26 protein-coding genes and 1 pseudogene are annotated in these 25153 nt (G+C 68.1%); 12 read left to right on the forward strand and 15 right to left on the reverse strand.

Annotated features, from left to right (window positions below):
* Nucleotides 1–79: 79 nt before the first annotated feature.
* Nucleotides 80–1204 carry an MBL fold metallo-hydrolase gene (locus HWX36_RS29950; RefSeq protein ID WP_175957352.1) on the reverse strand — a complete coding sequence of 375 codons (1125 nt, stop codon included), beginning with the start codon at nucleotides 1202–1204 and terminating at the stop codon, nucleotides 80–82.
* A gap of 83 nt (nucleotides 1205–1287) precedes the next feature.
* On the opposite strand from HWX36_RS29950, the gene HWX36_RS29955 reads away from it, so the two are divergent.
* Both HWX36_RS29955 and HWX36_RS29960 read left to right on the forward strand, forming a co-directional pair.
* Complete coding sequence (locus HWX36_RS29955) at nucleotides 1288–1941, forward strand: TetR/AcrR family transcriptional regulator (RefSeq protein WP_175957354.1); 654 nt, start codon at nucleotides 1288–1290, stop codon at nucleotides 1939–1941.
* 192 nt (nucleotides 1942–2133) lie between these two features.
* Nucleotides 2134–2625 carry an NAD(P)H-dependent oxidoreductase gene (locus HWX36_RS29960; RefSeq protein WP_175957356.1) on the forward strand — a complete coding sequence of 164 codons (492 nt, stop codon included), beginning with the start codon at nucleotides 2134–2136 and terminating at the stop codon, nucleotides 2623–2625.
* Between the two features lie 110 nt (nucleotides 2626–2735).
* On the opposite strand, the gene HWX36_RS29965 is transcribed toward HWX36_RS29960, so the two are convergent.
* Nucleotides 2736–3320 (reverse strand): DUF2889 domain-containing protein, encoded by a 585-nt coding sequence (locus HWX36_RS29965; protein ID WP_175957358.1) that lies wholly within the window; start codon nucleotides 3318–3320, stop codon nucleotides 2736–2738.
* A gap of 731 nt (nucleotides 3321–4051) precedes the next feature.
* On the opposite strand from HWX36_RS29965, the gene HWX36_RS29970 reads away from it, so the two are divergent.
* Nucleotides 4052–4711: a ProQ/FinO family protein gene (locus HWX36_RS29970; protein ID WP_175957360.1), complete on the forward strand. Its 660-nt coding sequence runs from the start codon at nucleotides 4052–4054 to the stop codon at nucleotides 4709–4711.
* 500 nt (nucleotides 4712–5211) lie between these two features.
* A complete protein-coding gene (locus tag HWX36_RS29975) occupies nucleotides 5212–6273 on the forward strand; it encodes a DMT family transporter (protein WP_175957362.1) in 1062 nt (353 codons plus the stop codon).
* A gap of 120 nt (nucleotides 6274–6393) precedes the next feature.
* On the opposite strand, the pseudogene HWX36_RS29980 reads toward HWX36_RS29975, so the two are convergent.
* From HWX36_RS29980 to HWX36_RS30015, 8 genes and pseudogenes are all read right to left on the reverse strand, one after another.
* Nucleotides 6394–6751: pseudogene (locus HWX36_RS29980) on the reverse strand (bleomycin resistance protein).
* 61 nt (nucleotides 6752–6812) lie between these two features.
* Nucleotides 6813–7403 (reverse strand): nitrogen fixation protein NifQ, encoded by a 591-nt coding sequence (locus HWX36_RS29985; RefSeq protein WP_175957364.1) that lies wholly within the window; start codon nucleotides 7401–7403, stop codon nucleotides 6813–6815.
* Between the two features lie 84 nt (nucleotides 7404–7487).
* Nucleotides 7488–7913 carry a TOBE domain-containing protein gene (locus tag HWX36_RS29990; protein WP_175957366.1) on the reverse strand — a complete coding sequence of 142 codons (426 nt, stop codon included), beginning with the start codon at nucleotides 7911–7913 and terminating at the stop codon, nucleotides 7488–7490.
* Between the two features lie 188 nt (nucleotides 7914–8101).
* The gene (locus HWX36_RS29995) at nucleotides 8102–9601 is read right to left on the reverse strand and encodes an efflux transporter outer membrane subunit (protein ID WP_175957368.1); all 1500 of its coding nucleotides are present in this window, start codon (nucleotides 9599–9601) and stop codon (nucleotides 8102–8104) included.
* On the reverse strand, nucleotides 9598–10593 hold the full coding sequence (locus HWX36_RS30000) for an HlyD family secretion protein (protein WP_175957370.1): 996 nt from the start codon (nucleotides 10591–10593) through the stop codon (nucleotides 9598–9600). Before HWX36_RS30000 ends, HWX36_RS29995 begins: the two co-directional genes overlap by 4 nt.
* Before the next feature lies 1 nt (nucleotide 10594).
* Complete coding sequence (locus HWX36_RS30005) at nucleotides 10595–10807, reverse strand: DUF1656 domain-containing protein (RefSeq protein WP_011350409.1); 213 nt, start codon at nucleotides 10805–10807, stop codon at nucleotides 10595–10597.
* 34 nt (nucleotides 10808–10841) lie between these two features.
* Nucleotides 10842–12974, reverse strand: coding sequence for an FUSC family protein (locus tag HWX36_RS30010; protein WP_175957372.1), 2133 nt, complete (start codon nucleotides 12972–12974; stop codon nucleotides 10842–10844).
* Nucleotides 12971–13450, reverse strand: coding sequence for a MarR family transcriptional regulator (locus HWX36_RS30015; protein ID WP_175957374.1), 480 nt, complete (start codon nucleotides 13448–13450; stop codon nucleotides 12971–12973). Before HWX36_RS30015 ends, HWX36_RS30010 begins: the two co-directional genes overlap by 4 nt.
* 320 nt (nucleotides 13451–13770) lie before the next feature.
* Between HWX36_RS30015 and HWX36_RS30020 the strand changes: the two genes are divergently transcribed.
* From HWX36_RS30020 to HWX36_RS30030, 3 genes are all read left to right on the forward strand, one after another.
* Nucleotides 13771–14631, forward strand: coding sequence for a MaoC family dehydratase N-terminal domain-containing protein (locus tag HWX36_RS30020; protein ID WP_175957376.1), 861 nt, complete (start codon nucleotides 13771–13773; stop codon nucleotides 14629–14631).
* A gap of 213 nt (nucleotides 14632–14844) precedes the next feature.
* Nucleotides 14845–15132 (forward strand): DUF1330 domain-containing protein, encoded by a 288-nt coding sequence (locus HWX36_RS30025; protein WP_175957378.1) that lies wholly within the window; start codon nucleotides 14845–14847, stop codon nucleotides 15130–15132.
* Nucleotides 15133–15160: 28 nt separating this feature from the next.
* The gene (locus tag HWX36_RS30030) at nucleotides 15161–15622 is read left to right on the forward strand and encodes a hypothetical protein (protein WP_175957380.1); all 462 of its coding nucleotides are present in this window, start codon (nucleotides 15161–15163) and stop codon (nucleotides 15620–15622) included.
* A gap of 144 nt (nucleotides 15623–15766) precedes the next feature.
* Here HWX36_RS30030 and HWX36_RS30035 read toward each other — a convergent pair whose 3' ends face one another.
* The 3 genes from HWX36_RS30035 to HWX36_RS30045 form a co-directional block, all read right to left on the reverse strand.
* Nucleotides 15767–17467 (reverse strand): dihydroxyacetone kinase family protein, encoded by a 1701-nt coding sequence (locus HWX36_RS30035; protein ID WP_175957382.1) that lies wholly within the window; start codon nucleotides 17465–17467, stop codon nucleotides 15767–15769.
* A 247-nt stretch (nucleotides 17468–17714) separates the two neighbouring features.
* Nucleotides 17715–18815, reverse strand: a complete 1101-nt coding sequence (locus HWX36_RS30040) for a sigma-54 dependent transcriptional regulator (protein ID WP_175957384.1) — start codon at nucleotides 18813–18815, stop codon at nucleotides 17715–17717.
* Nucleotides 18812–20044, reverse strand: a complete 1233-nt coding sequence (locus HWX36_RS30045) for an acyl-CoA dehydrogenase family protein (RefSeq protein ID WP_244136566.1) — start codon at nucleotides 20042–20044, stop codon at nucleotides 18812–18814. The genes HWX36_RS30040 and HWX36_RS30045 overlap by 4 nt, the downstream gene beginning before the upstream one ends.
* 18 nt (nucleotides 20045–20062) lie before the next feature.
* On the opposite strand from HWX36_RS30045, the gene HWX36_RS30050 reads away from it, so the two are divergent.
* The 4 genes from HWX36_RS30050 (at nucleotide 20063) to HWX36_RS30065 (ending at nucleotide 22450) form a co-directional block, all read left to right on the forward strand.
* The gene (locus HWX36_RS30050; RefSeq protein ID WP_175957385.1) at nucleotides 20063–20533 is read left to right on the forward strand and encodes a hypothetical protein; all 471 of its coding nucleotides are present in this window, start codon (nucleotides 20063–20065) and stop codon (nucleotides 20531–20533) included.
* A 73-nt stretch (nucleotides 20534–20606) separates the two neighbouring features.
* Nucleotides 20607–21167 (forward strand): FMN reductase, encoded by a 561-nt coding sequence (gene msuE / locus HWX36_RS30055; protein WP_175957386.1) that lies wholly within the window; start codon nucleotides 20607–20609, stop codon nucleotides 21165–21167.
* A 36-nt stretch (nucleotides 21168–21203) separates the two neighbouring features.
* Nucleotides 21204–22307: a dimethylsulfone monooxygenase SfnG gene (gene sfnG / locus HWX36_RS30060; RefSeq protein WP_175957387.1), complete on the forward strand. Its 1104-nt coding sequence runs from the start codon at nucleotides 21204–21206 to the stop codon at nucleotides 22305–22307.
* Nucleotides 22307–22450 carry a hypothetical protein gene (locus HWX36_RS30065; protein ID WP_175957388.1) on the forward strand — a complete coding sequence of 48 codons (144 nt, stop codon included), beginning with the start codon at nucleotides 22307–22309 and terminating at the stop codon, nucleotides 22448–22450. The genes sfnG and HWX36_RS30065 overlap by 1 nt, the downstream gene beginning before the upstream one ends.
* A gap of 72 nt (nucleotides 22451–22522) precedes the next feature.
* Here HWX36_RS30065 and HWX36_RS30070 read toward each other — a convergent pair whose 3' ends face one another.
* Nucleotides 22523–23170, reverse strand: coding sequence for a LysE family translocator (locus HWX36_RS30070; RefSeq protein WP_175957389.1), 648 nt, complete (start codon nucleotides 23168–23170; stop codon nucleotides 22523–22525).
* Between the two features lie 110 nt (nucleotides 23171–23280).
* Here HWX36_RS30070 and HWX36_RS30075 point away from each other — a divergent pair, with 110 nt between their 5' ends.
* Nucleotides 23281–24132, forward strand: coding sequence for a LysR substrate-binding domain-containing protein (locus tag HWX36_RS30075; protein ID WP_175957390.1), 852 nt, complete (start codon nucleotides 23281–23283; stop codon nucleotides 24130–24132).
* A gap of 22 nt (nucleotides 24133–24154) precedes the next feature.
* Here HWX36_RS30075 and HWX36_RS30080 read toward each other — a convergent pair whose 3' ends face one another.
* Entirely contained in the window at nucleotides 24155–25051 is an 897-nt protein-coding gene (locus tag HWX36_RS30080; RefSeq protein WP_175957391.1) for a LysR substrate-binding domain-containing protein, read from the reverse strand.
* Nucleotides 25052–25153 lie beyond the last annotated feature (102 nt).

Here is a 25153-nt window from a genome sequence, read left to right on the forward strand (position 1 = left end):
CGTGCGGGTACGCCGGCAACGTGCCTGCCGGAGCGCGGCATTGCCGCGCTCCGGGAAAAATGTGCAACGACCGCTGGGTCTACTTCGTCGCCTGCGATGCGCAAAGCGGCCGGCGGCGCGATGTCGTGGCAACGGGCGTCACACGCTCGTCGACCGTGCGCCACCACCGCTCGCCGCGGTGCGGCTCGTCGAGTGCGAGGCGCTCGCCCATCCTGGGCGTCGACAGTTCGACGCCGCGCACGATCGCCAGCGCCGTGACGCGTTCGAACGGTTCCTGCCAGCGATGCATCGCGAGATCGAACGTGCCGTTGTGGATCGGGACCAGCCAGCGTCCGCGCAAATCGATGTGCGCCTGCACGGTCTCTTCCGGTTGCATGTGCACGTACGGCCATTGCGCGTCGTATGCGCCTGTTTCGATCAGCGTGACATCGAACGGCCCGAGGCGCTCGCCGATCGTCCGGAAACCGTCGAAGTAGCCCGTGTCGCCGCTGAAGAACACGCGCAAGTTGTCGTCGACGATGACCCAGGAGGCCCACAGCGTGCTGTTGCCGTCGAACAGGCTGCGCCCGGAAAAGTGCTGGGCTGGTGTCGCGGTCAGCGTCAGGCCGGCCACGTCCACGCTTTGCCACCAGTCGAGCTGACGGACTTTCTTCGCGTCGATGCCCCATTCGATCAGGCGGTCGCCGACCCCCAGCGTTGTCACGAACACACCGGTGGTTGCCGCGAGCGCGAGCACCGTATCGCGGTCGAGATGATCGTAGTGATCGTGCGACAGGATCACGCCGCGCAGCGGCGGAAGATCTTCAAGCGCGATCGGCGGCGCATGGAAACGCTTCGGACCGACACGACGAAACGGCGACGCGCGCTCGGCAAACACCGGATCGGTCAGCCAGAATTCTCCGCGCAGCTTGAGCAGCAGCGTCGAATGACCCAGCCGGTACAGGCTGCGATCGGGGGCTGCGTCGAGTGCCGCACGCGTCAGCGAATCGACGGGTAGCAGCCCGGCTGGCACGGTATTGCGCGGCTTGTTGAGCAGCATGTTCCAGGCGATCGCGAGCGTCTTGCCCAACCCCTCGACCGGACGGGGCGCGACATTGCTGAAGCGCTCGCCATTGTGCTGCGGCGAGCCGCCAGACAGCGCGCGGCCGCGTCGGGCGGCCGCAAAACCCAGAATGCGATGAATCAAAACGAGAGGCGATGCCATGTCGGTTCGTCCGGAGCAAAAAGTATACTGAACAGTGTAGTTTATTTCTGGGATAAGTAAACTCCCCGGTGTAAAATTTCTGAATGAATACCCGTACTCCCCCTCAGCGCCTGACCGATCGAAAGCGCGCGGCCATCGTCGACGCGGCCATTGAGGAATTCCTCGCATCGGGTTACGACGCGACCAGCATGGACCGTATCGCCGCGCGTGCGGACGTGTCGAAGCGCACGGTCTATAACCACTTCCCGAGCAAGGAAACGTTGTTCGCCGCGATCCTGCAAAAATTGTGGGATGCGACCCGGACCGGTAGCTCGCCAACCTATCGTGCCGATGTGCCGCTGCGCGAGCAATTGCTCGCGTTGCTGAATCGCAAAATGCGCCTGCTCAGCGACGAGGCATTTCTCTCGCTCGCACGCGTTGCGATCGGTGCGGCGATCCATTCGCCGGAACGTGCGCGTGACATGGTCGAGCGCCTTGGCGAGCGCGAGGAAGACATGACGGTCTGGGTGCGGGCGGCCGCGGCGGCCGGACGCCTGTCCGTGACCGATCCGGTGTTTGCCGCGCATCAGTTGCACGGTGTCGTAAAGGCATTCGCGTTCTGGCCGCAGATCACGATGGGCCAGCCGCCGCTCGCGGAGCCGGAGCAACAAACAGTCGCGCAATCGGCTGCCGACATGTTTCTCGCGTACTACGCGCGACCGGAACACACCGATGCACCGCGTGCCGTAACGGACTGATCGTGCGTCCGGCCGAACTAGCTCGAACCGAACCTGGCGCAACGCGCATGATCGATGCGTGCGTTGCCACGGCGAGCCGGCAAACCGGCAGATCCGCGCAAGCGACCGTGGAACAGCCTCATCTGGTCTGGCCATTCAGCGGAAATCGGCGATGCCGTCAGCGTACCTGAAACCGAACGCGAGTAACGACGAATGAAGACGCTGTTGATCGTCTATCACACGATGACCGGAGGCACGCAACAGATGGCTGAAGCGGCTGCCGGCGCTGCGCGCGAGCAGCCTGGCGTCGACGTCAGGCTGCAGCGCGCGGATGCGACGAGCGCGGACGACGTGCTGGCCGCCGACGCCTACCTGTTTGCCACGCCGGAGAATCTCGCGGCCATGTCCGGGCTAATGAAGGATTTCTTCGACCGCTGCTACTATGCGGCGCTCGATCGCGTGAACGGCCGCCCTTATGCGGTGATGATCTGTGCGGGAAGCGATGGGCAGAACGCGTTGCGCCAGATCGACCGGATCGCGGCCGGATGGCGGTTGAAGAACGTGGCACCGGGCCTGATCGTCTGTACGCACGCGCAGACACCGGAACGCATCCTTGCGGCGAAGACGATCGACGCCGCCGATCTCGCGCGCTGCGCCGAATTGGGCGCCGGTCTTGCAGCGGGACTTGCACTGGGTGTTTTTTGATCGGCAGCGCCGAGACTTCGACGACCGGTCGACGCACATTTGTGCACGCGACGCGCGCGTTCTCGAGCAGTACCGATCCTGTGGCACGGGGCTGGCCGAACGCCCGGCCCTTAGCTGTCCTTTGCGGTTTCCGAAGGCCGGTGATATTCGGGCCAAAGACGTTTCACGAGATCGCGCGATGCGCCATAGGCATGGCAGCTGTCGATCTTGCGCGGTTTTCCGTCGCTGTCGCGCTCCTCGAGCGACGACTTACGCATGCCGACCATCGTCTGGTAGGCCGTGGTGGCGATCGGGCCGAGCAATTCCTTCAGATGCGTGCACGTATCGCAGGACGGCAGGCGCTTGCGAATCTCGCTGTTCCAGCCCGCGCCGATGCTCAGTCCGACGAGCGCCTGCAGCGAGTCTCCGCCGCCCGGGCACTGCGCATACGGATGCGACCGGAGGAACGTGGACACGGCGCGGACGACCATGTCGGAGTCGAAGACCAGCGTCACGCCGAGGTCGTGGATCGGCGACCGCGCGGCGACCGTCCGCGTGCCGCCGGGCGGCGTGAAATCAAAGGTTTTGCGGTCCGCGAGGCAGGCTGTGACTTCGAACTGGCCGTCGCTGCGCCGGTAGCCGCGCATGTCGATCTGCCGATGGTGAATCTCCTCGCGTGTAATGCCGTCGTGCGGGATGTCGTGTGGGGGAACCATGTATCTGCTCCGTTTCGTACAACCGGTTCGTTCTTTGGGCAGTCAAGGGAGATGCCGACGGCTCGCCGGAAGGGCGCGGCGAAACGGCCCGAGGTACGTGGCGACGACATCGATCCGGCCATACTACGCACTTTCCGGCCGCTTCGTGCGCCACGGGATCGATGCGGACGCAACGAGTCATGCGCGGGCGCCGACGTGATCGAATGGGCACGGCACTTGCGCCTATCCATCGCCGTGAGCGTTGATTCGCACGCAGCCGACGCCGCTGTCCGGGATGCGGAATCGCAGCCGGGGCCCGCAACGTACCGATGCGGGGGGATCCGCGTTCGACGTCCCGAGGCGGAACACCACGTGTCGGGCGTCGATCAGTGCCGCCAGGGGCAATCGGGGCGCGCAAGATGGCCCCGATTTCCGCTATAGAGGGTGAACGGCGTGACTTCCGGCAACGTATCCCTATAATGCGCAACACGACCGCATGGACGCATTTCCGGTACCCCGAATCGGGCCCATGCAGACCAGCGAGTCAACCAGCCGTCGCGCGTACCGGTATACTTCCACTCCTGCCTTGTCCGGCATCGTGGCCGGGTGCCTGAAAACAGAGTGGCGTGCGCGATGCGGCCCCGTTGTGTTCCGCAACGGCGGCAGACGGGGCGCCCGCATGGCGGCGAAGCTTTTGCGCCGCGCGGCATGACTGCACGAACCACACCTTATATTCCTGGTGGATTGAATTTATGGGTTTTGAACAACTTGCCGAATTGCGGGCGCAGCTCGCAGCGAAGGCCAAGCAGGAGCGCAACGCGAAGCGGCCGGCAGCGCCGGCGGACACCGGCGCGAAGCCGAAGTCCGGCGACCAGCCGCAGCGTGGCGCCAAGCCGGCTGCGGCCGGCGGCAAAGCACCGCATCGCGCGAAGCCCGCATCGGCGAAGCCGTCGGCGCCGGTCGATCCGGTCATCGTTGCGATCGGCAAACTGCAGCGTAAGTTTCCGCGCGCGTTCCCGAAGAATCCGGCCCCCAAAGTGCCGCTCAAGGTCGGTATCTGGGACGATCTCGCACGTGAAGCACAGGCCGTCGGGCTCAACGAAGCCGAACTGCGCGAAGCGATGTCGACGTGGTGCCGTGGCAACCGTTACTGGTCGTGCCTCGTCGAAGACGCTGTGCGGGTCGACCTGCAGGGCAACGAAGCAGGGCGCGTCACGCATGACGACGCAGCACGGGCGCGCCGGCTGAAGGCGCGCCGCCCCGGCAAGGGTGCGGCGCAAGCGGCCAAGGGCCCGCAGCAGCAGCCAAAGGCCGGGCAGCAGGCCGAGGCCGCCGAGCCGCAACCAGCAGACGTGGAAGCGCAAGCCGACGCAGCGCCGCAGGTCGAGCAGCAAACGGCCGGAAACGAGTAACCGGCACCGCGCCGCTGCATGCCGCACGGCGCGATCCGCATGCACCTCGCCTGCGGTGAATGACACGACAGACCGACCTGCCTCGACAGAGGCAGGTCGGGACTGCTCTCACCGGCACTCGACGTGCCGGGTCCGCACCTGTCCCGCCTCGAACAGATCACACGACCGGACGAAGAAAGTGCGTCGATCGGCGCTGCATGTGCGATGTTTCGACTTTGCCGTTTGCGCATGGACGGTTCATATGTCCTGAATGCGGAAATAGTTCCATCAATTATTTCGTTTTCCTAAAATAAAATGATACCGGGCCATCGATTGGCCTGTGAGCGTTCGCGCCAGGTCATCGTGACATGACGACGCGCGATAATCCCGGCGGGGCCGTCGGTTCGCGCGCGCAACCCGGCCGATGCGATGCAGCTTGCATTCCGAAAGGTACGAAAAGCCCGCTGCGATACGGTCCGCTGCCACGGCCGGCGCCTATCAACGTCCATTCAAACCGGATCATGTACTCGAGACATTCCGCGATTCTCGTCGCGCTCACCGCTGCCGCGCTGTTCGGCGCCGCGACACCGCTCGCCAAGGCACTGGTTGGCGCGATGTCACCGTTCATGGTCGCCGGCCTGTTCTATCTCGGCAGCGGCGTCGGGCTCGGTATCGGGATCCTGCTTCGCCGCCTGCGCAACCGTCATGCGCCGGTCGCGGACGCCGCGACACTGCAGCGTGCAGACCTGCCGTGGCTGGCCGGAGCGATTGCGGCGGGCGGGGTGGCCGGCCCGGCTTTGCTGATGCTCGGGCTATCGAGCACGCCAGCAGCGACGAGCGCATTGCTGCTCAATCTCGAGGGCGTGCTGACGGCTGTCATCGCGTGGGTCGTGTTTCGCGAGAACGTGGATTCGCAGGTGTTCCTCGGGATGGTCGCGATCGTCGCCGGCGGCATGCTGCTGTCGTGGACGCCGGGGCGGGCCGGCGTGCCGGTCGGCGCGTTGCTGATCGTCGGCGCATGCCTGTGCTGGGCGGTCGACAACAACCTGACCCGCAAGGTGGCCGCAAACGACGCGATGGTCATCGCGTGCGCGAAAGGACTGATCGCCGGACCCGTGAACATCGGCATCGCGCTGGCGACCGGCGCAACGCTGCCGGCTATCCCGGTCACGGCTGCCGCGATGCTGACGGGGCTCGGCGGCTACGGGATCAGCCTCGTGCTGTTCGTCGTCGCCCTGCGTCATCTCGGCAGCGCGCGCACGGGCGCGTATTTCTCGATCGCGCCGCTGTTCGGTGTCGTGCTGTCGCTGCTGATCTGGCCCGCGCTGCCGCCCGCGACGTTCTGGATCGCCGCCGCGCTGATGGCGCTCGGTATCTGGCTGCACGTCCGCGAACGGCATGAACACATGCACACGCACGAGCAACTCGAGCACACGCATCGGCATCGGCACGATGAACATCACCAGCATGTGCACGATTTTGCATACGACGGTAACGAACCGCATGCTCATCCGCACGTGCATCTGCCGATCACGCACAGCCACGCGCATTTCCCGGACATTCATCACCGGCACCGGCATTGACCGCGTCATGAAAGGCGGACGCAACGGATCGCAAGGTGACCGTTTATGGGGCGTTCGCCGTATCGCGCGCGCACCGGTTTGCCGCGCCGCCCGGTCGCGGCCGCAACAGCGGGTGCGGGCCTAGTCTTCGGCCTGGATCAGCCGGATCAGCCGGATCGATCGGCGTGGCGACCGTGCCGCCCCGGGCGTCGCGCGTCGGCCGGGGCGCGCGTGGCCAGCCGGCCGCCTGCTCCGGAATGCCGGCTGCGGGCACGTCGTCGAAGAACGTGCCGACGTTCTCGAACCGGAAACCGCAATTGAACCCGCTGGTCGCCGGATCGAGTTCGGGATGCGGGAAGCATTCCAGCAACAGGTTGCCGCGCTTGAGGATCATCCAGCCGTCGCCGCGTCAGGTTGCAGCGAACCCCGGTTTTCCGTCGAAGCGGGACGTGACTTCGAAATCGCGCGACGGCAGGTTGGCGCTCGCAACGCCGGTCAAGACGGTTTCTCCGGATGGCGATGCGACGAATCGAATGAGCAGCCCGTACTGCCGTGCGTGATTATCGCGCGTGAGGAAAGCAGATGCCGAAATCCTCGCAGCCCGGGCACCCGGGGGCCGGGCCCGGCGGTACCCCGAGCGATGCGGCCACTTCCCGTGCGAGGAATTGCTTCCAGCGCAGGTGAGCGACGTTGCGCGCGGCGAGCGCAGGGAAATAGCGATCGAGCATCGCGGATACCGCGTCACGTCCGTCGAGCCCGAGATCTCGCCACAGATGATCCGGGCGCAGGCAGGCGTGCGCGATGATCGACGCGAGACAGCCGACGTCGTCGCGGTCGGCGGCGGGATTCGCGTCGTCCATCAGCCGTGTGTGCAGCGTCGCGACGAATGTCGCGTGGGGGGATGGCAGCAGTACCGTCGCGGCCGTCGGCACGAGTGCCGCGACATCGGCCGCGGGCAGGCGCGGAAACTGCCGTGCCAGCAGGCCGGCCAGTTGCGGATGAGACAGGCCGAGCAGCCCGAGTTCGTTGCGGCGCGCGCGCGTCGCAACGAGGGCGCCGAACAGGCGTGCCTCGGGCGTGGCGGTGTTGGCCGCTGCGGACTGCAGCGACTGCAGCGCTCGTTGCCGAGCGTGATCGAACGCGGCTGTCATCGCGTGTATCCGACCGACCGCCGCACGGCGCGCTTCGCGTGAATGCACCGTGACAAGCGGATCGCAATCGCGATCGTCACGCGTTCACTCGACGCCGACGATCACGCTCGATGCCTTGAAGATCGCGGACGCGGCCGTGCCGCTCGCGAGGCCGAGGCGATCGACGCTGTCGTTGGTGACGATCGCGACGATCTCGGCGCCGCCCGCGGCCTTGATCACGACTTCCGAATTGACCGCGCCTTTCGCGACCGACGAGACGGTGCCCGCGACGCAGTTGCGGGCCGACACCTTGCTGCTGTCGACGTCGACCATCACGATGACCGACGACGCCTTCACGAGTGCGAACGCCTTCGAGCCGGCCGCGAGGCCCAGTGAAGCCGCGCTGCCGTGAGTGATCACGGCGACGATGTCGAGGCCGTCCTGCGTGCGGAGCATGACTTCGTCGTTGACGGCGCCGGTCTTGACGGCGCTGACCTGGCCGGCGAAGTGGTTGCGGGCGCTGGTTCGCATTATCGATCTCCGAGTGGATGCCGCCGCGGGTTCCGCGGCGAAAGATGAATGGAAATGCATCGGCCAGTTTACCGTCAACGCGGGTGTCCGTCGTTCGTCCGACGCTATGGCGCGAATCGGCAAAACCCGCCACCCCGGGCGTTTCGCCGGACAAGCGTTACGTATCGAAGGCGATGACGCTACCGTGATTACTCGCTGGTCGCGGGTGTCGCGGCGGCTCGTATGGCGTCGGGACGGGCATCCGTCGCAGGCGCCGCACCCTCGGATTCCCACCCGCCGCCAAGCGCGAGGAAAAGCCGCACCTGGTCGGCGGCGACCTGGCCTTCGGCTGCCGCCACTTGCGCCTGCACGCTCGTCAGCGTGCGCGTCGCGTCGAGATCGGAGATGAACGACTCGCGGCCGGCCAGATAGAGACGATGCGTTTCGTCGGCGGAATTGCGTGCCGATTCGTAAGCCGTGCGCAGTGCTTCCGTGCGCTGCAGGTCGGCCGCATAGGTCGCGAGGCTCGACTGCGTTTCGCGCAGCGCGTTCAGCACGACGCCGTCGAAGTGCGCGAGCGCGCCGCCCGTCGCGGCTTCGGCCTCGCGCACGCGCGCACGCTGGCCGTTGACGGGGAACGACCAGCTGATCAGCGGGCCGAACGACCAGCGATTCGTCGTGGACGAGAACAGGTCGGCGGCGACACCGACCGAGCCGGCCGACGCGCCGATGCTGATCGACGGGTACAGCGCGGCGGTTGCCACGCCGATCCGCGCGGTCGCCGCGGCGAGTTGCCGTTCGGCGGCGCGCACGTCGGGGCGGCGGCGCAGCAGCGCGGCGCCGTCGCCGATCGGAATCGGCTGGCGCAGCTTCGGCAGGCGCTCGCATTCGGCGACGGCCTTCGGCAGGTCGGCCGGCGAGCGCGCGAGCAAGGCGGCGAGCTGGTATTGCGCGACCTTGCGGCGGCCTTCGAAGCGCGGGATATCGGCGGCAAGGGTGCGTACTTGCGTCACGCCGCGCGTCACGTCGGTCTGGTTGCCGCGGCCGGCATCGCGCAGCCGCTGCGACAGCGCGACGCGCTGCTTTTGCAGCGCGAGCGACTGCTTCGCCACGGCCAGCTCGTCACCGGCCGAGCACGATTCGACGTACGCGCGCACGACGTCGGCGACGACCGTGATGCGCGCCAGGTCGCCGGCGGCCCGAACGGCTTCGCTATCCGCGCGCGCGGCTTCGACGCCGCGCCGCAGCTTGCCGAACAGGTCGATCTCGTACGACACGTTGATGCCGACCAAGCCTTCGTTGACGACCGGCAGCTTGTTCTCGAGCAGGTATTGCTCGGCCGATTCCTGAGCGCGTTGCACGGCGGCTTCCGCGCCGCCCGAAAAACCGCCCTGCTGGCTCGCGACTTCCAGCGCCGCGCGCGAGCGCGCGAGGTTGGCCGCGGCGACGCGCAGGTCGGTGTTCGACTTCAGTGCATCGCGCACGAGCCCGTCGAGCACGGGGTCGTCGTAGAGCTGCCACCAGTTGCCGGGCACGGCGTCGCGCGACACGAGCGTGCCGTTCGCGTCGTCGAGCGCATGGTTCGCGAGCGGCGCATTCACGTACGCCTGCTGCGGCAGCGTGTAATCGGGGCCGACGGACTTGCACGCGCCGAGTGCGAGCGCAAGCGGCGCGAGCGTCGCGGCGAGACGCAGACCGTGCCGCTTCATTGCGATGCTCCTGCTGCGCCGGCGGCCATGCCGGAAGCCGTCGATACCGGCGTGACGGCCGACGAAGCGCCGGCGGCTACCGCCGATGCGCCGGCTGCAGGTTTCGCCTTGTCGTTGCGTCGCGTGTCGGCTTCGCGCATCGAGACGGTCGCGGTGCGGCCCGCGATCATCCGGAAATCGTCGGGCACTTCGTCGAGCACCACGCGCACCGGTACGCGCTGCGCGAGCCGCACCCAGCTGAATGCCGGGTTCACGTTCGGCAGCAGGTTCGCGCCCTGCGTGCGGTCGCGATCCTCGATCGCGGCGACGATGCTCTGCACGTGGCCGCGCAGCGCACGCGGCTCGCCCATCACGATGATGTCGACCGGCTGGCCGATGTGGATGCCGCGCAGCTTGGTTTCCTCGAAGTAGCCGTCGACGCGGAACGAATTGCGATCGACGACCGACAGCACCGCGCGGCCGGCCGGCACGTATTCGCCGACGCGCGGCGCGCGGTCGTTCAGGTAGCCGTCCACGGGACTGACGATCGTCGTGCGCTGCAGGTTCAGCTTCGCCGTGTCGAGCGACACCTGCGCGTCCGCGACGGCGGCTTCGCCCTGTTCGACGCGCGTGCGGCTTTCCTCGACCTGTTCGCTCGCGACCAGGTTGCCGAGCTGCAGGTTGCGCGCGTATTCGCGTTTCGCCTGGGCGAGCGTCGCGCGGCGCTGCGCGAGCGTGGCTTCGGCGAGCCGCTCCGCGAGCGTGTAACGGGCCTGGTCGATCACGAACAGCACCTGGCCGCGCTTGACCTCCTGGTTGTCGGCGACTTGCACCGACGTGATGAGGCCCGCCACGTCCGGCGCAACCTGGATCACGTCGGCGCGCACGTGACCGTCGCGGGTCCACGGCGAGAACATGTAGTAGTTGACGATGCGCCACAGCACGATGGCGGCCACGACGACGACGATCAGGGTGAGCAGGATTTGCCCTGCCGAGAGCCAGGTTTTTTTCACGTTAGGTAGCCACGAGATGGTGGGAAACGATCACGACGGCGGCAAACACGAATACGTAGATGCCGAGGTCGAAGATCGAACGGTGCCAGACGAGGCGGTAGAAGCCGACGCGCTCGAGCACGGCACGCACGACGATGTTGATCAGGTAGGCGATCAGCATCAGCACGAGCGGGGCCGGCACGAATACGCCGAAGATGTCGATTTCGCCGATCATGGTCGCGGTCGGAAAGACGAATGGGAAAGCGGGATCATGCGCGTGCTCCGTCGGCCGCCTGCGGCGGCTGCCCGGCCGCGGCCGGATACAGCGACAGGCGCAGGCCGACGAGCGCGTGCAGCGTGTCGCGCAGCCGGCGATGCATGGTGGGCGTGGCCGGCGCAGCGGGCGCCGTGCCGCTGTCCGCCGGCGCGGCGCCCGGCAGGTTGCGGCCCGCGACGCGGCGCAGCGCGTCGTCGATCGTCGCGAGCAGCGCCGGCGGCGCCGGCTGGCGCGCGTTCGCGGCGGCGCAGCGCGCGTAGTGTTCCGTGACGCCGGCCAGCACGCGGTCGATCGCATCGGGCACGTCGCCCGACAGCCGGCGGCGTGAACGGCGCAAGTCGAGCGCATTCAGCGCGATGCGCAGGTCGCGGAAGCTTTCGATCGACGGGTGGCGATGGTCGTCGGACGCGCCGAGGCGCGGCAGCAAGTGCGTGACACGGTCGAGCATGCGCGACGCGTGGTTGCGCTGGTCGTCGAGCGGCTGCGTCGACGCGGAGCGTGCGACGTCTTCCCAGCCCGAGCGCAGCAGGCGCCGCACCGCGAGTTCCGCACCGAACGGCCGCGTCGCACGCGTCCATACATACGCGAACAGCAACCCGGCGACGCCCGCGAGGTTGCTGTTCAGGAACACGAAGAAATCGGCGTCGTACGCACCCTGGATGCTGATGAAGGTGGCCGTGTTTACGGCGACGAGCATCGTCACCATGTTGAACTGCGGGCGCGGCAGCAGCGTGCCGATCAGGATGAACGGGCCCGCGAACATCACGACGAGCATCGCGAAATCGTGCACGTGCGGCAGCACGACGAACAGGTACAGCCCCGCGAACACGACGCTCGCGGTCGTCGCGAGGAAGAACTTGAACACCAGCGGCGCCGGCTCGTCGAGCGCGGCGAAGAAGCTGCAGGACACGGCCACGAGCGTGACGGCCGCGGCGCCGTCGTGCCAGCCGGACGCGATCCACAGCCAGCTCGCGAACACGATCGCGGCGGCGACGGTCAGCGTCGAGAACAGCATCATCCCGCGATCGAAGAAGCGTTCGGTGCCACCGAGCCGCCAGTGCCGGTAGCGCGGCTGCCAGATGCCCGCTTCGTTGCCGATCAACGCGCGCAGCGAGCGGCAGTCCTGCCAGATGTCGATGACCTGGCGCAGCCGCCACAGCGCGTTCGACAGCAGCGCGCCGTCCCAGCTCGCGAGCGCATCGTCGGCCGGCTGCAGCGCCGCGATGCGTTCGCGCAGGCGTTGCGCGACCGGGTCGTCGGCCATGTCGCCGTCGGTGCCGGCCTTGACGGCCGGCAGCGGCGCGTCGAACCATTTCGCGGCATCGGCCAGCAACTCGTCGAGCCCGGCCGGCCGGACGCGCAGGTCGCGCATCAGCGCGATCAACGGATCGGCGAGCGACGACATCAGCGGCAGGAACAGCTGCATCCGGCCCGCGAGCGCCTGTGCGCGCGCGAGGATGCGCGGGTGGGCATGGTCGTAGCTCAGCTGGCTCAACAGGAACTCGAGGCCCGTGATGGTCGACGCGAGGCGTTGCCGGCACGCGGACAGCGCCTTGCCGGCGATGTGCCCGGACAGCGTCTCGCGGCCGTAGAACGCGGCATCCTTGAACCACGCGTCGGTGCGTTCGATCAGCGTCGGCGCGAGCCGGTTCGGGAAGATCGCGCTGCCGACCACGCTTGCGCACACGATGCCGAGCACGATCTCCTCGGTACGTGCAATCGCGACGTCGAACACGGTCGACGGATCGGTCACGGTCGGCAGCGCGATCAGCGGCATCGTATAGCCGGCGAGCATGAATACGTAGCTGCGCGCGGTGCGGTCGGAGATCGCGAGGTAGAGCAGCGTGCCGCACCAGGCGGCGACGATGATCGCGAACAGCAGCGGCGTCTCGACGAACGGCGGCACGAAGAAGATCGCGGCGGCCGCGCCGAGCGCGGTGCCGAGCGCACGATACAGCGCCTTCGAGCGCGTCGCGCCGACGAACGGATTCGACACGATGTAGACGCTCGCCATCGCCCAGTACGGGCGCGGCAGCTGGAAATACAGGCCGAGGTACAGCGCCAGCATCGACGCGGCGAACGTCTTGCCCGAGAACAGCCAGTCGCGAAGGCTCGGAAAGGTCATGACGTGGCGTTGCCGGTGTGGGAGGCGCGCGCGGCGGGCGTGTGCGCCTCGGACGCATTGAAGGCGTCGAGCACGCGCAGCGTCGCTTCGAGATCGGCGCGCGTGACGCCCTTGAGCACCCGTGCACGCAGCACGCGCAGGTCTTCCTCCATCTTCGCGGTGACCGCGCGGCCGGCGGCCGTCAGCGAGATCGTTTTCGCGCGGCGATCGTGCGGATCCTCGTCGCGGCGCGCGAGGCCGGCCGCGCACAGCTGGTCGAGCAGGCGCACGAGCGACGGCCCTTCGATGCCGACGTGTTCGGCGAGCGTGCCTTGACGCACGCCTTCGCCGAGGCGCCCGGCGATCAGCAGCGGCGCCGCGCAGGCCTCGGACACGTTGTACGCGGTCAGCACGCCGTCACTGGTACGGCGCCACTTGCGCGCGGACAGCACCAGCAGGCTGCTGACGGCGAGGCGGAGGTCGTGCAGATTGGTCATGGGCGAGATGATAGGGGCAAAATAATTCGATAGCAAACTATCGTTTTGTCACCCGCATGACACATCGCTCGCCGCGCGGCCGGCCCGTCTGATGCAATTTAGGCGGCGTGCCGGGAAGGGTCAAGCGGTAAGGTTGTCGGTACGGCACGGCGCGTCGCCTGCGCGCGGCGGCCGCGATCGAATGGTCAGACGAAAGTCGTCCGGCAGGGCCGCGCGGCAGGTCGGGCCGGTTCGAAGCCGGGGTTCTGGAAATCCGGCTTCGCGAAACGGCGCGCGGCGTGCATATTGAGACCGTTGCAAGCCTCCCGGAGAATCCGCGCGTGTCCACCTCATCCTCGCAGCCCCCCGCCCGGGCGTCGCTCGACGCGTGGCTTGGCAAGACCGAAACGCTCGGCGACGACATCGCCGCGTTCCCGCTGAACGCGCTGGCCGCCACGCTCGACCGCCCGTCGCCCGGCGACGTCGTGCCGCCGCTGTGGCACTGGCTCTATTTCCTGCCCGTCGCGCCGCTGGCCGAAGTCGGCCCCGATGGCCACCCGAAGCGCGGCGGCTTCCTGCCGCCCGTGCCGTTGCCGCACCGGATGTGGGCCGGCGGCCGCCTGGCGTTCCACGCGCCGCTGCGCACGGGGCGGCGCGCGACGCGCGAATCGACGATCGAGAACATCGAGGACAAGACGGGCCGCAGCGGCCGGCTCGTATTCGTGACGGTGCAGCACCGGATCGAGTGCGACGGCGCGTTGTGCGTCGAGGAAGAGCACGACATCGTCTATCGCGATGCGCTGCAACCGGGCTCGCCGGCGCCGAAGCCGGTCGCGGCGCCGGCAGGCGAGACGTGGTCGCGCACGGTCACGGCCGACGCGGTGATGCTGTTCCGCTATTCGGCGCTGACCTTCAACGGTCACCGCATCCACTACGACCGCGGCTACGCGACGCAGGAGGAAGGCTATCCGGGGCTCGTCGTGCACGGCCCGCTGATCGCGACGCTGCTCGTCGATCTCGTGCACCGCGAACGGCCCGACGCGACGCTCGCGAGCTTCGCGTTTCGTGCGGTGCGCCCGACGTTCGACGGGGAGCCGTTCACGCTATGCGGCAAGCCGTCGGAGGACGGCAAGACGATCGAGCTGTGGGCGAAGGATCGCGACGGCTGGCTGACGATGCAGGCCACCGCGACCCTGGTGTAACGGGCGCCGTGCCGTTCATCCGCGATGCGGCGAGATCCGCACGCGGGTGACCGGTACCGCACGCCGCAACTGCCCGGGCGGCCACTCGGGCGGGCCCCGGCGTTCGTCGGCAATTCCCGGTAAGCTGCGAGCAGGTCGCATGACGTCCCGCCGAACGGCGCGGCGCGCGGCCGGCCCTTCCCCCTTCCACGCATCGCATCAGGAGCACGTATCTTGGCCACCTATATTGTGTTTACACGTGAAAGCATGCAGGACCCGCACGAATTCGACCTCTACCAGAACAAGGTCGGTGCGACGCTCGCCGGGCATCCGGTAAAGGTGCTCGCCGCCTACGGGCCGCAGGAAACGCTCGAGGGCGAAGGCCCGGAAGGCGTCGTGATCGTCGAGTTCCCGTCGAAGGAAGCCGCGCACGCGTGGTATCACGGCCCCGAATACCAGGCCGTTGCCCAGCACCGGTTCAAGGGCGCGCGCTATCGCGCCGTGCTGGTCGAAGGCGTCTGAACGACCCGCATCGGACGCCCTGCCGCCGATGAAACCATCGATCTCCGCCCCTGCGCCCGTTCGGCCGCCGATGGGGCGCGCTGCCACCGCGCTGCTGGCGATCAGCGTGGCGCTCTATCTGGTCGCCATGTTCACCGCGCCGTTCCGCACCGGTGCGCCCGACCCGCATCCGTGGGCCGACGGCTGGCAGGTGCTGCTGACGGGCTGGATGGGCGTGCTCGGCGGCATCTATGCGTGGCTCGCGAATCCGCTTGTGTTTGCCGCCTGGCTGCTGACGGTGAAGCGCTACCGCGCGCAGGCGGTCGTGCTGGCCGTACTGGCCTTGCTGTTCGGGATGAGCTTCCTGTCGCAGCGCCAGATCGCCGTCAACGAAGCGGGGGACGTCGAACCCGTGCATCTCGACGCGATCGGCTACTGGTGCTGGCTTGCGAGTTTCGGCGCGGCGTCGGTCGGCGCGACGTTGTTGCCCGGGCGGACGAAGGCGCGCTGATGGATGGCGGACGCTCGATGCGGATGTCGACGGCGGTGAAGCCGCGCGGCATCGCAACGATCCGCTGCATCGGCGCCTGACGCGAAAGGGCGTCTTGCGTGCCGATGCATGGAAGGCGCGATGCCGATGGCGCGCCTTCAACCTTCACCCGATGTGTGCCTGCAACGCACGCAGCCAATACGACACCGCTACCGCGCCGCCGTCCGGCGTGCCGATCGCACGTTCGCCGAGATAGCTCGCGCGCCCGGCGCGCGGCGTCATGCGTGCGGTTTCCTGCGCGCCGCGCTCGGCGGCTTCGACCGCGGCCGCCCATGCGCCGGCGGGATCGCGATCGTTGTCGAGCGCACGCTCGAATGCCGCGACGGCCGGTACCAGCGCATCGAGCATCGTGCGGTCGCCGGCGTGCGCGCCGCCCAGTTCGCTGATCGCATCCACCGCGCCGCGGAACGCCGCCGCCCAGTCGCGTGCCGACGGCTCGGCGATATCGGCCAGCCGGCGCGACGCGCGCAGCAGCGCCGTCGCATAGAACGGCCCCGAGCTGCCGGCGATCGCGCGGCGCAACGCGGCGCCGAGCGCCGCAAGTGCGCCGGCCGGCGTGCCGTACGCGGTTTCCGGCAGTGCGAGGATCGCCTGCGCGGCGCGCAGCATGCTCGCGCCGAGATCGCCGTCGCCGGCCGCCGCATCGAGATCCGTCAGCGTCTGCTCGTGATCGGTCAGCGTCTGCGCGACCGCGTGCAGCGCCGGTCGCAGGCGCGCCGCCCACGCGCGGCCGTTCGCGTCGAGCGGCGGCAACGGCGCTTTCGGCGCAGCGGCCGCGGCCACGCGGATCCGCGTGTTCACCGCGCCGCCGCCCGGCCATGCGCGCGCTTGCGTCGGCGCGTCGAGCAGCACCGCGCGCTCGTCGTTCAGCCGCAGCACCGAGATCGAGCAGCCGGGCATGTTCAGCGCCGACAGGAACGTGCCGGCCCACGCGCGCGCGACGACGATGCCGCGCCGGTGCAGGTTGTCGTGCGCGGCGCGCAGCACGATCGCGAGTTCCATGTCCGGCGTCGCGCCGAGGCCGTTGACGAACAGCGCAACGCGTTCGCCGCGGTCGAGCACGAGATCGGCGACGATGCTCGACAGCAGCGTGTCGACCAGCGCATCGACCGGCAGCGGCGCGCGGCGTTCGACGCCTTTCTCGCCATGAATGCCGAGACCGAGTTCGATCTCGTGATCGCCGAGGCTGAAGCCCGACTTGTCGGCGCCCGGGATCGTGCAGCCGTCGAGTGCGACGCCCATCGTGCCGAGTTCGGCCGCCGCGTCGCGCGCGATGGCCGCGACGCGGGCGAGCGGCAGCCCGCGCGCGGCGGCCGCGCCGGCGAGCTTGTGGATCAGCACGGTGCCGGCGATGCCACGCCGCTGGCCGCGCTCGACGCGGCCGCGCAGCGACACGTCGTCGGCGACGATGACGGTCTCGACCGGAATGCCTTCGGCGCGCGCGAGCTCGGCGGCGAGCCCGAAATTGAGCCGGTCGCCCGTGTAATTCTTCACGATCAGCAGCGCGCCGTTGGGGCCGGCGCTCGCGCGGATCGCGGCGAGCACGGCGTCGGTGGACGGCGACGTGAACACTTCGCCGCAGACGGCCGCGCTCAACATCCCTTCGCCGACATAGCCGCCGTGTGCGGGCTCGTGGCCGCTGCCGCCGCCGGAGAGTATGGCGACGGGGCGTAGCGCCGGCTCGGGCAGCGGCTGGCGGACGAGCACGTGCTCGTCGCCGAGGATCGCGACATGCGGCGACTGCCGCGCGATGCCTTCGAGCATTTCTCTCACGACATCGGACGGGCGGTTGACAAGCTTTTTCATGGCGAGGGATTCCGGACGGGTGAGAACGGCACGGCCGGGCCCGCACGGGCGCCGGACGGCTTTTCGTGTTGCGCAGGATCGTGCGGGCGCGCTGTCGCCGGGTGCGGGCGGTCGCGTAACGGACGACCGGATGCGGGAGGCAGACGAGGCGCATGCTTCGCGCCACGATACATCAGGTTCGGACGTTGCTGTAAGGATCGCGGTGCGATCGCGCCGGAGCAACGCAGCGGCGCGCTCCCATACGCGGCTACTTCACCGCCGCAATTTCCTTCGCGCGAATCAGCCGCGCGCGCAGCACGTTGCGGCTGATGCCGAGCAGCCGTGCGGCCTGAATCTGGTTGCGGTGGCTGAATTCGAACGCGACGCGCATCACGGTGTCCTCGATGCGTTCGAACAGGTTGCCGTGATCCTCGTCGAACAGGTCGCGCAGCGCGCGTTCGAGCGCGGCCTGTGCACCGGCGGCCGGGCCGGGTTCCTGCTCCGGCGTGCGCGCGGCGGGAGTCGGTACGCCCGGCGGCGTGATGTGCAGGTCGGCCTCCTGCAGCGCGTCGTGGCGACTCACGAGCAGCGCGTGATGGATCACGTTCTCGAGCTCGCGGATATTGCCGGGCCAGCCATGTGCCTCGAGCCGGCGCTCCGCGCGCGGATCGATGCTGCGCGGCCCGTAGCCGAGGCGGCTCCGGTAGTCGTCGAAGAAGTGGCGCGCGAGCGGCAGGATGTCGCCCGGGCGCTCGCGCAACGTCGGCACCGCGAGCTGCACGACGTTGAGCCGGTAGAACAGGTCGCCGCGAAACTGTCCGTTCGCGACGGCCTGCTGCAGATCCACGTTGGTCGCGGCGACCACGCGCACGTCGATCGGCACGCCCGTGCGCGAACCGAGCCGCACGACCTCGCGCTCCTGCAGCACGCGCAGGAGCTTGACCTGCATCGACAGCGGCAGGTCGCCGATCTCGTCGAGAAACAGCGTGCCGCCGTTCGCGGCTTCGAACCAGCCGGGCTTCGCGCTGAACGCGCCGGTAAACGCGCCTTTCTCGTGGCCGAACAGTTCGCTCTCGACGAGTGTTTCGGAGAAGGCGCCGCAGTTCACCGCGATGAACGGCCCGCCATTGCGGCGGCTGAGGCCGTGTACGTGGCGCGCGATCAGTTCCTTGCCGGTGCCGGTCTCGCCGACGATCAGCACGTTCGCATCGCTCGGCGCGACCAGGCGAATCCGTTCGAGCAGCGCGACCGAGCGCGGATCGACGAACACCTGCGCGCGGGCACGAATGGACGTCGCAAGCGCGGGCCGATCGGGCAGCGTGAGGACGGGCGCGGCGTCGGGCCACGTATCGGAAGGGGAGTGGTTCACGAGTAGAAGCCCGGCGTCGGAGGGGTTCGCTTGAGCGCCCATTCGCCGATCTCGCGAATCTTGTACGCGAGCGGGTCGTGGAGCGTGTGGGTGCGCAGGTTGCGCCAGTGCCGGTCGAGCCGCAGCGCGCCGTGCGTTGCGCGCGCGCCGGCGACGTCGAACATCCGCGTGCAGAGATCGAGCCCGGTGCGCGCGGCCGACACCTTGGCCGCGGCTGTGGCGAGCGCAACCTGGCCGCGCTCCGCATGCGTGAGCGCCGCATCGCGCGACCATGCGGCGTCGAGCTGGTCCGCCGCGCGATCGGCGAGCACGCGTGCGGCTTCGAGCCCGACCCAGAATTCGCCGTACTGGCCGAGGATGTACGGATCGTCGCCGGTGCTCGCGACCTGCGCGCCGGGCCACGGCCGCGCCTCGTGCAGCGTGTAGTGCCGCGCGTCGTTGAACGCGGCTTCGGCGATGCCGAGATACACGTTCGTCAGCACGAGCTGCGCGACGAGCGGGCGCAGGCACGCGAACGGCGTCGACAGCGGGCCGGGGTCCGTCAGCAGTTCGTGATCCTCGACGCGTACTTGCTCGAACGTGACCGTGCCGCTGTCGGTCTGGCGCTGGCCGATGTTGTTCCAGTCGTCCGCGATCGAGATGCCGCTGCGCTGCGTCGGCACGGCGGCGACCAGGAACGCACGCGTGTCGGCATCGTGCGCGGACGCGATCAGCATCTGCGAATCGAGCGCCCCCGAGCAGAAACTCTTCTGGCCGCTGAATTCATGCCATGCGCCGCGCGAGCGGCTGAGCGTGCGCTCGTCGAGCGGATTCAGCGCGTTGCCCCAGAACCATTGCTGGCGCGCGGTGCGTTCGAACCACGATTCCCACTGCGCGGGCGCGCCGAACAAGCGCACGGTCGCGAGCATCAGGTGGTGGAAACCGAACACGTGCGCGAGCGAACTGTCCGCCGCCGCGAGTACGCGGACGACGTCGAGCGTCGTGCGCCAGCTCGCGCCGAGGCCGCCATAGGCGGCCGGGATGCTCAGCGCGAGCAGGCCGCTGTCGCGCAACTGGTCGCGCTCGGCCTTCGGCGTGCCGCCCTGCCGGTCGCGTTCGGCCGCCGTGCTCGCAAAGCCGGCCGCCAGGCGCTCGGCAGTTTGCAGGGCGTCAGCGGGCGCCGGTTCGCCGCGGGGCGGCGCGACGACGCGCAGGCCTTCCGCGCGGGGCGATACGGAAATGGATGTCATGGCGATGAATGCGTCGAGTTGCCGCACGAAAACGGTCGGGCCGCGGCGGGCGTTGCTGACCGGGTGCTGCGTGATCAGCAGAGTGTTCAACGTTTTGCGCAACGCGGGAAACATCGATTTCTGATAACCAATGCGGGATTGCTGCGCTGGACGCAGTCTTTCACGGCAAGGTCGCGCGGCGCGGCGATCGGCGGTGCCCAAGGTGACGATGCGGCACGCATGTCGGCGCTACGGCAAGGACGGGACGCGCCGTGCCTGACGGAATCCGTGTCGAAGCAGAAAAATACGCGTGCCGGACACAGCGCTGCTGATCACGCAGCAGCGTATCAGCAGCGTTGTTTCCCCGAGTTCATCGCGCTGCGGAATATGGTTGTGATGCCGCGGCTGGCACGCTTATCAATGTGCGGCGTTCGTCGGGGAGGCCATGACGGGCCGTCGATCGCGATGCATTTCGTCATGCAGACGATTGTTCGTCGTCGCGATCGTTGAAATGGCACGCTCCTTGCTGATCCATGACGCGACGGGTGCGTCGGCACCCGACTCGACAATGGGAAAGCAACCGATGAGCCATGCAATCAACGTGGTCGCGATATCGGGCGGGCTGCAACGGCCGTCCCGCACGCTGGCGCTGACCGACGCGATCGTCGCGGCGCTCGGCGCCGCGCTGCCGATCGAAACACGGCTGATCGAACTCGGCGAGATCGGCGCCCGGCTGGCCGGCGCGCTGACGCGCGCGCAGGTACCGGCCGACCTCGATGCGCAGATCCGCGCGATCGAGACGGCCGATGCGCTCGTCGTCGCGAGCCCCGTGTATCGCGCGTCGTATACGGGGCTCTTCAAGCACCTGTTCGACCTCGTGCATCACGAAGCGCTGATCGACGTGCCCGTGCTGCTTGCGGCCACCGGCGGCAGCGAGCGTCATGCGCTCGTGATCGACCATCAACTCCGTCCGCTGTTCAGCTTCTTCCAGGCCCGCACGCTGCCGATCGGCGTGTATGCGTCCGAAAGCGATTTCGACCAGTACCAGATCGCGAGCCCGGCGCTGCGCGCGCGTATCGCGCTCGCCGTCGATCGCGCGGTGCCGCAACTGCGCCCGCATGCGCTTTCCGTCGCGGCCGCGTAGGCGGCCTGCATTTTCTCCCCCGACCAGGACACACTCATGAGCCATACCGATCCTTCCGCCGACGGCGTCAAGTTCGCCTACTGGGTGCCGAACGTCAGCGGCGGCCTCGTCGTCAGCACGATCGAGCAGCGCACCGACTGGAGCCTCGAATACAACCAGCAGCTCGCGCGCACGGCCGAAGCGGCCGGCTTCGAGTATGCGCTGAGCCAGATCCGCTTCACGGCCGGCTACGGCGCCGAATACCAGCACGAGTCGGTGTCGTTCAGCCAGGCGCTGCTGCATGCGACGACGAAGCTCAAGGTGCTCGCCGCGATCCTGCCGGGGCCGTGGCATCCGGCCGTGGTCGCGAAGCAGCTCGCGACGATCGACCACATCTCGAACGGCCGCATCGCGATCAACGTCGTGAGCGGCTGGTTCAAGGGTGAATTCACCGCGATCGGCGAGCCGTGGCTCGAGCATGACGAACGCTATCGGCGCTCGAAGGAATTCATCCAGGCGCTGAAGGGCATCTGGACGCAGGACAACTTCACGTTCAAGGGCGACTTCTACCGCTTCAACGACTACACGCTGAGCCCGAAGCCGGTGCAGAAGCCGCATCCGGAGATCTTCCAGGGCGGCAGCTCGCGGGCGGCGCGCGACAACGCGGCGAGCGTGTCGGACTGGTACTTCACGAACGGCAATACGCCGGAGAACCTGAAGGCGCAGATCGACGACATCCGCGCGAAGGCGGCGGCGAACAACCATCGCGTGCGCATCGGCGTCAACGCGTTCGTGATCGCGCGCGATACCGAGGAAGAGGCGAAGGCCGTGCTCGACGACATCATCCGGCACGCGCACGTCGAGGCCGTGCATGCGTTCGGCGATGCGGTCAAGCAGGCCGGCAGCGCGTCGCCGGAGGGCGAAGGCAACTGGGCGAAGTCGACGTTCGAGGATCTCGTGCAGTACAACGACGGCTTCCGCACGAACCTGATCGGCACGCCGCGGCAGATCGCCGAGCGCATCGTCGCCCTGAAGGCGATCGGTGTCGATCTCGTGCTCGCGGGGTTCCTGCATTTCATCGAGGAAGTCGAGTACTTCGGCAAGCGCGTGCTTCCGCTCGTGCGCGAACTCGAGGCGCAGCGGCAAGCGGTTGCTGCGTAATGCGCAGGCCGGCGGGCGTCCATGCGTGGCTGCCTGATGTGTTCGTCGTGCTGCTGGCGATCGGGCTCGGGTGGTTTCTGGCGCTGCGCGTCCGGTTTCCGGAGCGCTTGCGCGAGCTCGAGGCTGAGTTGCTGACGAAGTGACCGAGCCGCGCCGACGCAGGCGTTCTTGCGTGACGGCCGGCCGATTCCGCTTCAGCGGCTCGCTCGCGGCCGTTACGCCACCCCGGCCATCTTCGACGCATCGACCAGCATCTGCACGCCGAGCCCGCCGAGAATGAGCCCCATCGCCCAGCGCTGCGCGAGCAGCAGCGTCGGGCGTCCGTGCAGGAATTTCGCGATGCGGCTCGAACCGATCGCCACCAGCCCGTTCGCGCAAGCGAATGCGGTGATCAGCAGCGCGCCGAGAAACAGCGATTGACCGAGCACGCTGCCGTTCCGGTAGTCGATGAACTGCGGCAGCAACGAGATGAACAGCATCGCGAGCTTCGGGTTCAGCACGCTGGTTGTCGCACCCATCGCGAGCAACCGGAGCGGCCGCTCGCTGGGCAACGCCTGCACCTCGAACGGCGAGCGGCCGCCGGGCCTGACGGCCTGCCATGCGAGATACAGCAGGTATGCGGCACCGACCACGGCCAGCCCGCTGCCCGCGTAGGGCACGCGCATGAACAGCGTCGTGATGCCGAACGCCGCGCCGAACATGTAGAACAGGTAGCCGATCATCACGCCGCCGAGCGAAATGAGCCCCGCCGTGCGACCTTGCGCGATCGAGCGCGACATCACGTAGACCATGTTCGGCCCGGGCGTGACCGCGAGCATGCCGCCGATGACGAGAAATCCGCAGAGCGATCCGGACGTATGCATGTCTGATGATTCCTGCAACGAGTGAGGGCTGACGGGATGCATTGTCCGGCCGTGGAGGAGAACAGTAAAACGGGATAAACTGAATCGATTAATCAGTTTTTCTGAATCCGATGAAAAAGCTCGACCTCGATGTGCTCGCGATGGTGGTGGCCGTCGCCGAATCCGGATCGTTCGCGCAGGGCGCGCAGGCCGTGCACCGGTCGCCGTCGGCGGTGAGCATGCAGATCAAGGCGCTGGAAGACGCGCTCGGCAAGCCGCTCTTCATCCGCGACACGCGCAACGTGACGCCGACCGACGACGGCACGACGCTCGCCGAATACGGCCGCCGGATGCTGGCGATGCGCGACGAGGCATGGGCGTCGGTCGTGCGCCCGGAGATCCGCGGCCGCGTGACGATCGGCGTGCCCGACGACTACATTTCGTCGCTGCTGCCGCAGGTGCTCGGCAAGTTCGCCGCGATGCATCCGCGCGTGGAAGTGCGCGTGATCGGCCAGCCGAGCAGCGCGCTCGTGCCGATGCTGAAGGACAACACGGTCGATCTCGCATGCCTCACGCGGATCAAGGGCGTGACCGGCGAGCTGATCCGGCTCGAACCGCTCGTCTGGGTCGGGTCGCCGAAGCGCAACGTGTGGGAGGAGCGGCCGCTGCCGGTGGCCTTCTTCACGCACGGCGGCAGCATGGCGCGCGATCAGGCGGTCAAGGCGCTGAACCGGCGGAAGATCCCGTACCGGATGTCGTACGAAAGCCCGAGCCACCTTGGCCTGCTCAGCATGGTGGAGGCCGGGCTGGCGGTCGCGCCGCTCGCGCGCTGCTGCATTCCCGATCATCTCGTGCAGCTGTCGGAAAGCCACGGGCTGCCGTCGCTCGGCGAACTCGAGGTCGTGCTCGCGCGCAGCGCGCAGTCCGCGCGCCCGCCGTGCGACTACCTGGCTGAGCAGATTCTCGGCGAATGGCGCACCTGAGCGGCCCGCCGGCGGTCGCGCTTCAGCACGACTTCAGCAGCCATTCGCGGAATGCGGCGAGCGACGGCAGCGTCTCGTTCCCCGGCGGGTAGACGAGGTAGTAGCTGCGCTGGCTGGTGATCGCGTCGCCGATCGACACGAGCTCGTTGCGGCTCAGCTCGTCTTCCACCAGCACCTTCGGCACCAGCCCGATCCCCATCCCGGCCCGCACCGCCTGGATCAGGTGCGACGTGAGCTCGAAGCTCGGGCCGATGCGCATCTGCCGATGGTCGAGCCGATAGTGCGAAAACCATTCCGCCCACGCCTGCTGGTTGCTCGTCACGCCGAGCAGCGTCTGCTTCGCGGCCCATGCCGGCGGGCGTGCGCCGGCCTTGCGGCGGCTTGCGCTGCCCGCGTCCGGCGGCGCGATCGCGATCAGGAATTCGTTGTACAGCCGGTGCGCGCGCAGGCCCGGCCAGTCGCCCGCGCCGACGGTAATGGCTGCATCGAGGTCGTCGTTGAGAAAATCGACGCCGCCGATCCGCGAATGAAGGTGCACGGTCACGCCCGGATGCGCGGCGTAGAAATCGTGCAGGTGCGGTAGCAGCCATTTCGAGCCGAATGTGGGCAGCGTCGCGAGCCGCAGCGTGCCGGCGCCTGCCTGGTGCGACATCGCCTGCAGCGTCGCGCCGCGGATGCGCCCGAGTGCACCGCTCAGCTCGGTGAAGTAGCGGCGCCCCACTTCGGTCAGCTTGACCGAGCGGCCCTCGCGCCGGAACAGCGGCACGCCGAGTTGATCCTCGAGGGTCTGAACCTGCCGGCTGATCGCGCTCTGGCTCAGCGACAGCTCCTCGGCCGCGCGCGTATAGCTTTCATGCCGCGCGGCGGCCTCGAACACGAGCAGCAGCGACATCGACGGGGTGAGGCGACGGTAATTCATGAGTTTTATGCAATATTCGCCGGAGCAGAATTCGTTTGTTTCTCGCGAGGTATCCAAAGATACTGGAATTCCCGGTCGCGTGGAAACTTGCTAAAAAATCAT

Origin of the sequence: Burkholderia sp. BCC0405 (genome assembly GCF_902833075.1) — a bacterium.
GTDB lineage: Bacteria > Pseudomonadota > Gammaproteobacteria > Burkholderiales > Burkholderiaceae > Burkholderia.

Coding starts and splice junctions, on each gene's coding strand:
- HWX36_RS29950 (WP_175957352.1), bottom strand. CDS start 1,204: ATGGCATCGCCTCTCGTTTTGATTCATCGCATTCTGGGTTTTGCGGCC.
- HWX36_RS29955 (WP_175957354.1), top strand. CDS start 1,288: ATGAATACCCGTACTCCCCCTCAGCGCCTGACCGATCGAAAGCGCGCG.
- HWX36_RS29960 (WP_175957356.1), top strand. CDS start 2,134: ATGAAGACGCTGTTGATCGTCTATCACACGATGACCGGAGGCACGCAA.
- HWX36_RS29965 (WP_175957358.1), bottom strand. CDS start 3,320: ATGGTTCCCCCACACGACATCCCGCACGACGGCATTACACGCGAGGAG.
- HWX36_RS29970 (WP_175957360.1), top strand. CDS start 4,052: ATGGGTTTTGAACAACTTGCCGAATTGCGGGCGCAGCTCGCAGCGAAG.
- HWX36_RS29975 (WP_175957362.1), top strand. CDS start 5,212: ATGTACTCGAGACATTCCGCGATTCTCGTCGCGCTCACCGCTGCCGCG.
- HWX36_RS29985 (WP_175957364.1), bottom strand. CDS start 7,403: ATGACAGCCGCGTTCGATCACGCTCGGCAACGAGCGCTGCAGTCGCTG.
- HWX36_RS29990 (WP_175957366.1), bottom strand. CDS start 7,913: ATGCGAACCAGCGCCCGCAACCACTTCGCCGGCCAGGTCAGCGCCGTC.
- HWX36_RS29995 (WP_175957368.1), bottom strand. CDS start 9,601: ATGAAGCGGCACGGTCTGCGTCTCGCCGCGACGCTCGCGCCGCTTGCG.
- HWX36_RS30005 (WP_011350409.1), bottom strand. CDS start 10,807: ATGATCGGCGAAATCGACATCTTCGGCGTATTCGTGCCGGCCCCGCTC.
- HWX36_RS30010 (WP_175957372.1), bottom strand. CDS start 12,974: ATGACCTTTCCGAGCCTTCGCGACTGGCTGTTCTCGGGCAAGACGTTC.
- HWX36_RS30015 (WP_175957374.1), bottom strand. CDS start 13,450: ATGACCAATCTGCACGACCTCCGCCTCGCCGTCAGCAGCCTGCTGGTG.
- HWX36_RS30030 (WP_175957380.1), top strand. CDS start 15,161: ATGAAACCATCGATCTCCGCCCCTGCGCCCGTTCGGCCGCCGATGGGG.
- HWX36_RS30035 (WP_175957382.1), bottom strand. CDS start 17,467: ATGAAAAAGCTTGTCAACCGCCCGTCCGATGTCGTGAGAGAAATGCTC.
- HWX36_RS30045 (WP_244136566.1), bottom strand. CDS start 20,044: ATGACATCCATTTCCGTATCGCCCCGCGCGGAAGGCCTGCGCGTCGTC.
- msuE (WP_175957386.1), top strand. CDS start 20,607: ATGAGCCATGCAATCAACGTGGTCGCGATATCGGGCGGGCTGCAACGG.
- sfnG (WP_175957387.1), top strand. CDS start 21,204: ATGAGCCATACCGATCCTTCCGCCGACGGCGTCAAGTTCGCCTACTGG.
- HWX36_RS30065 (WP_175957388.1), top strand. CDS start 22,307: ATGCGCAGGCCGGCGGGCGTCCATGCGTGGCTGCCTGATGTGTTCGTC.
- HWX36_RS30070 (WP_175957389.1), bottom strand. CDS start 23,170: ATGCATACGTCCGGATCGCTCTGCGGATTTCTCGTCATCGGCGGCATG.
- HWX36_RS30075 (WP_175957390.1), top strand. CDS start 23,281: ATGAAAAAGCTCGACCTCGATGTGCTCGCGATGGTGGTGGCCGTCGCC.
- HWX36_RS30080 (WP_175957391.1), bottom strand. CDS start 25,051: ATGAATTACCGTCGCCTCACCCCGTCGATGTCGCTGCTGCTCGTGTTC.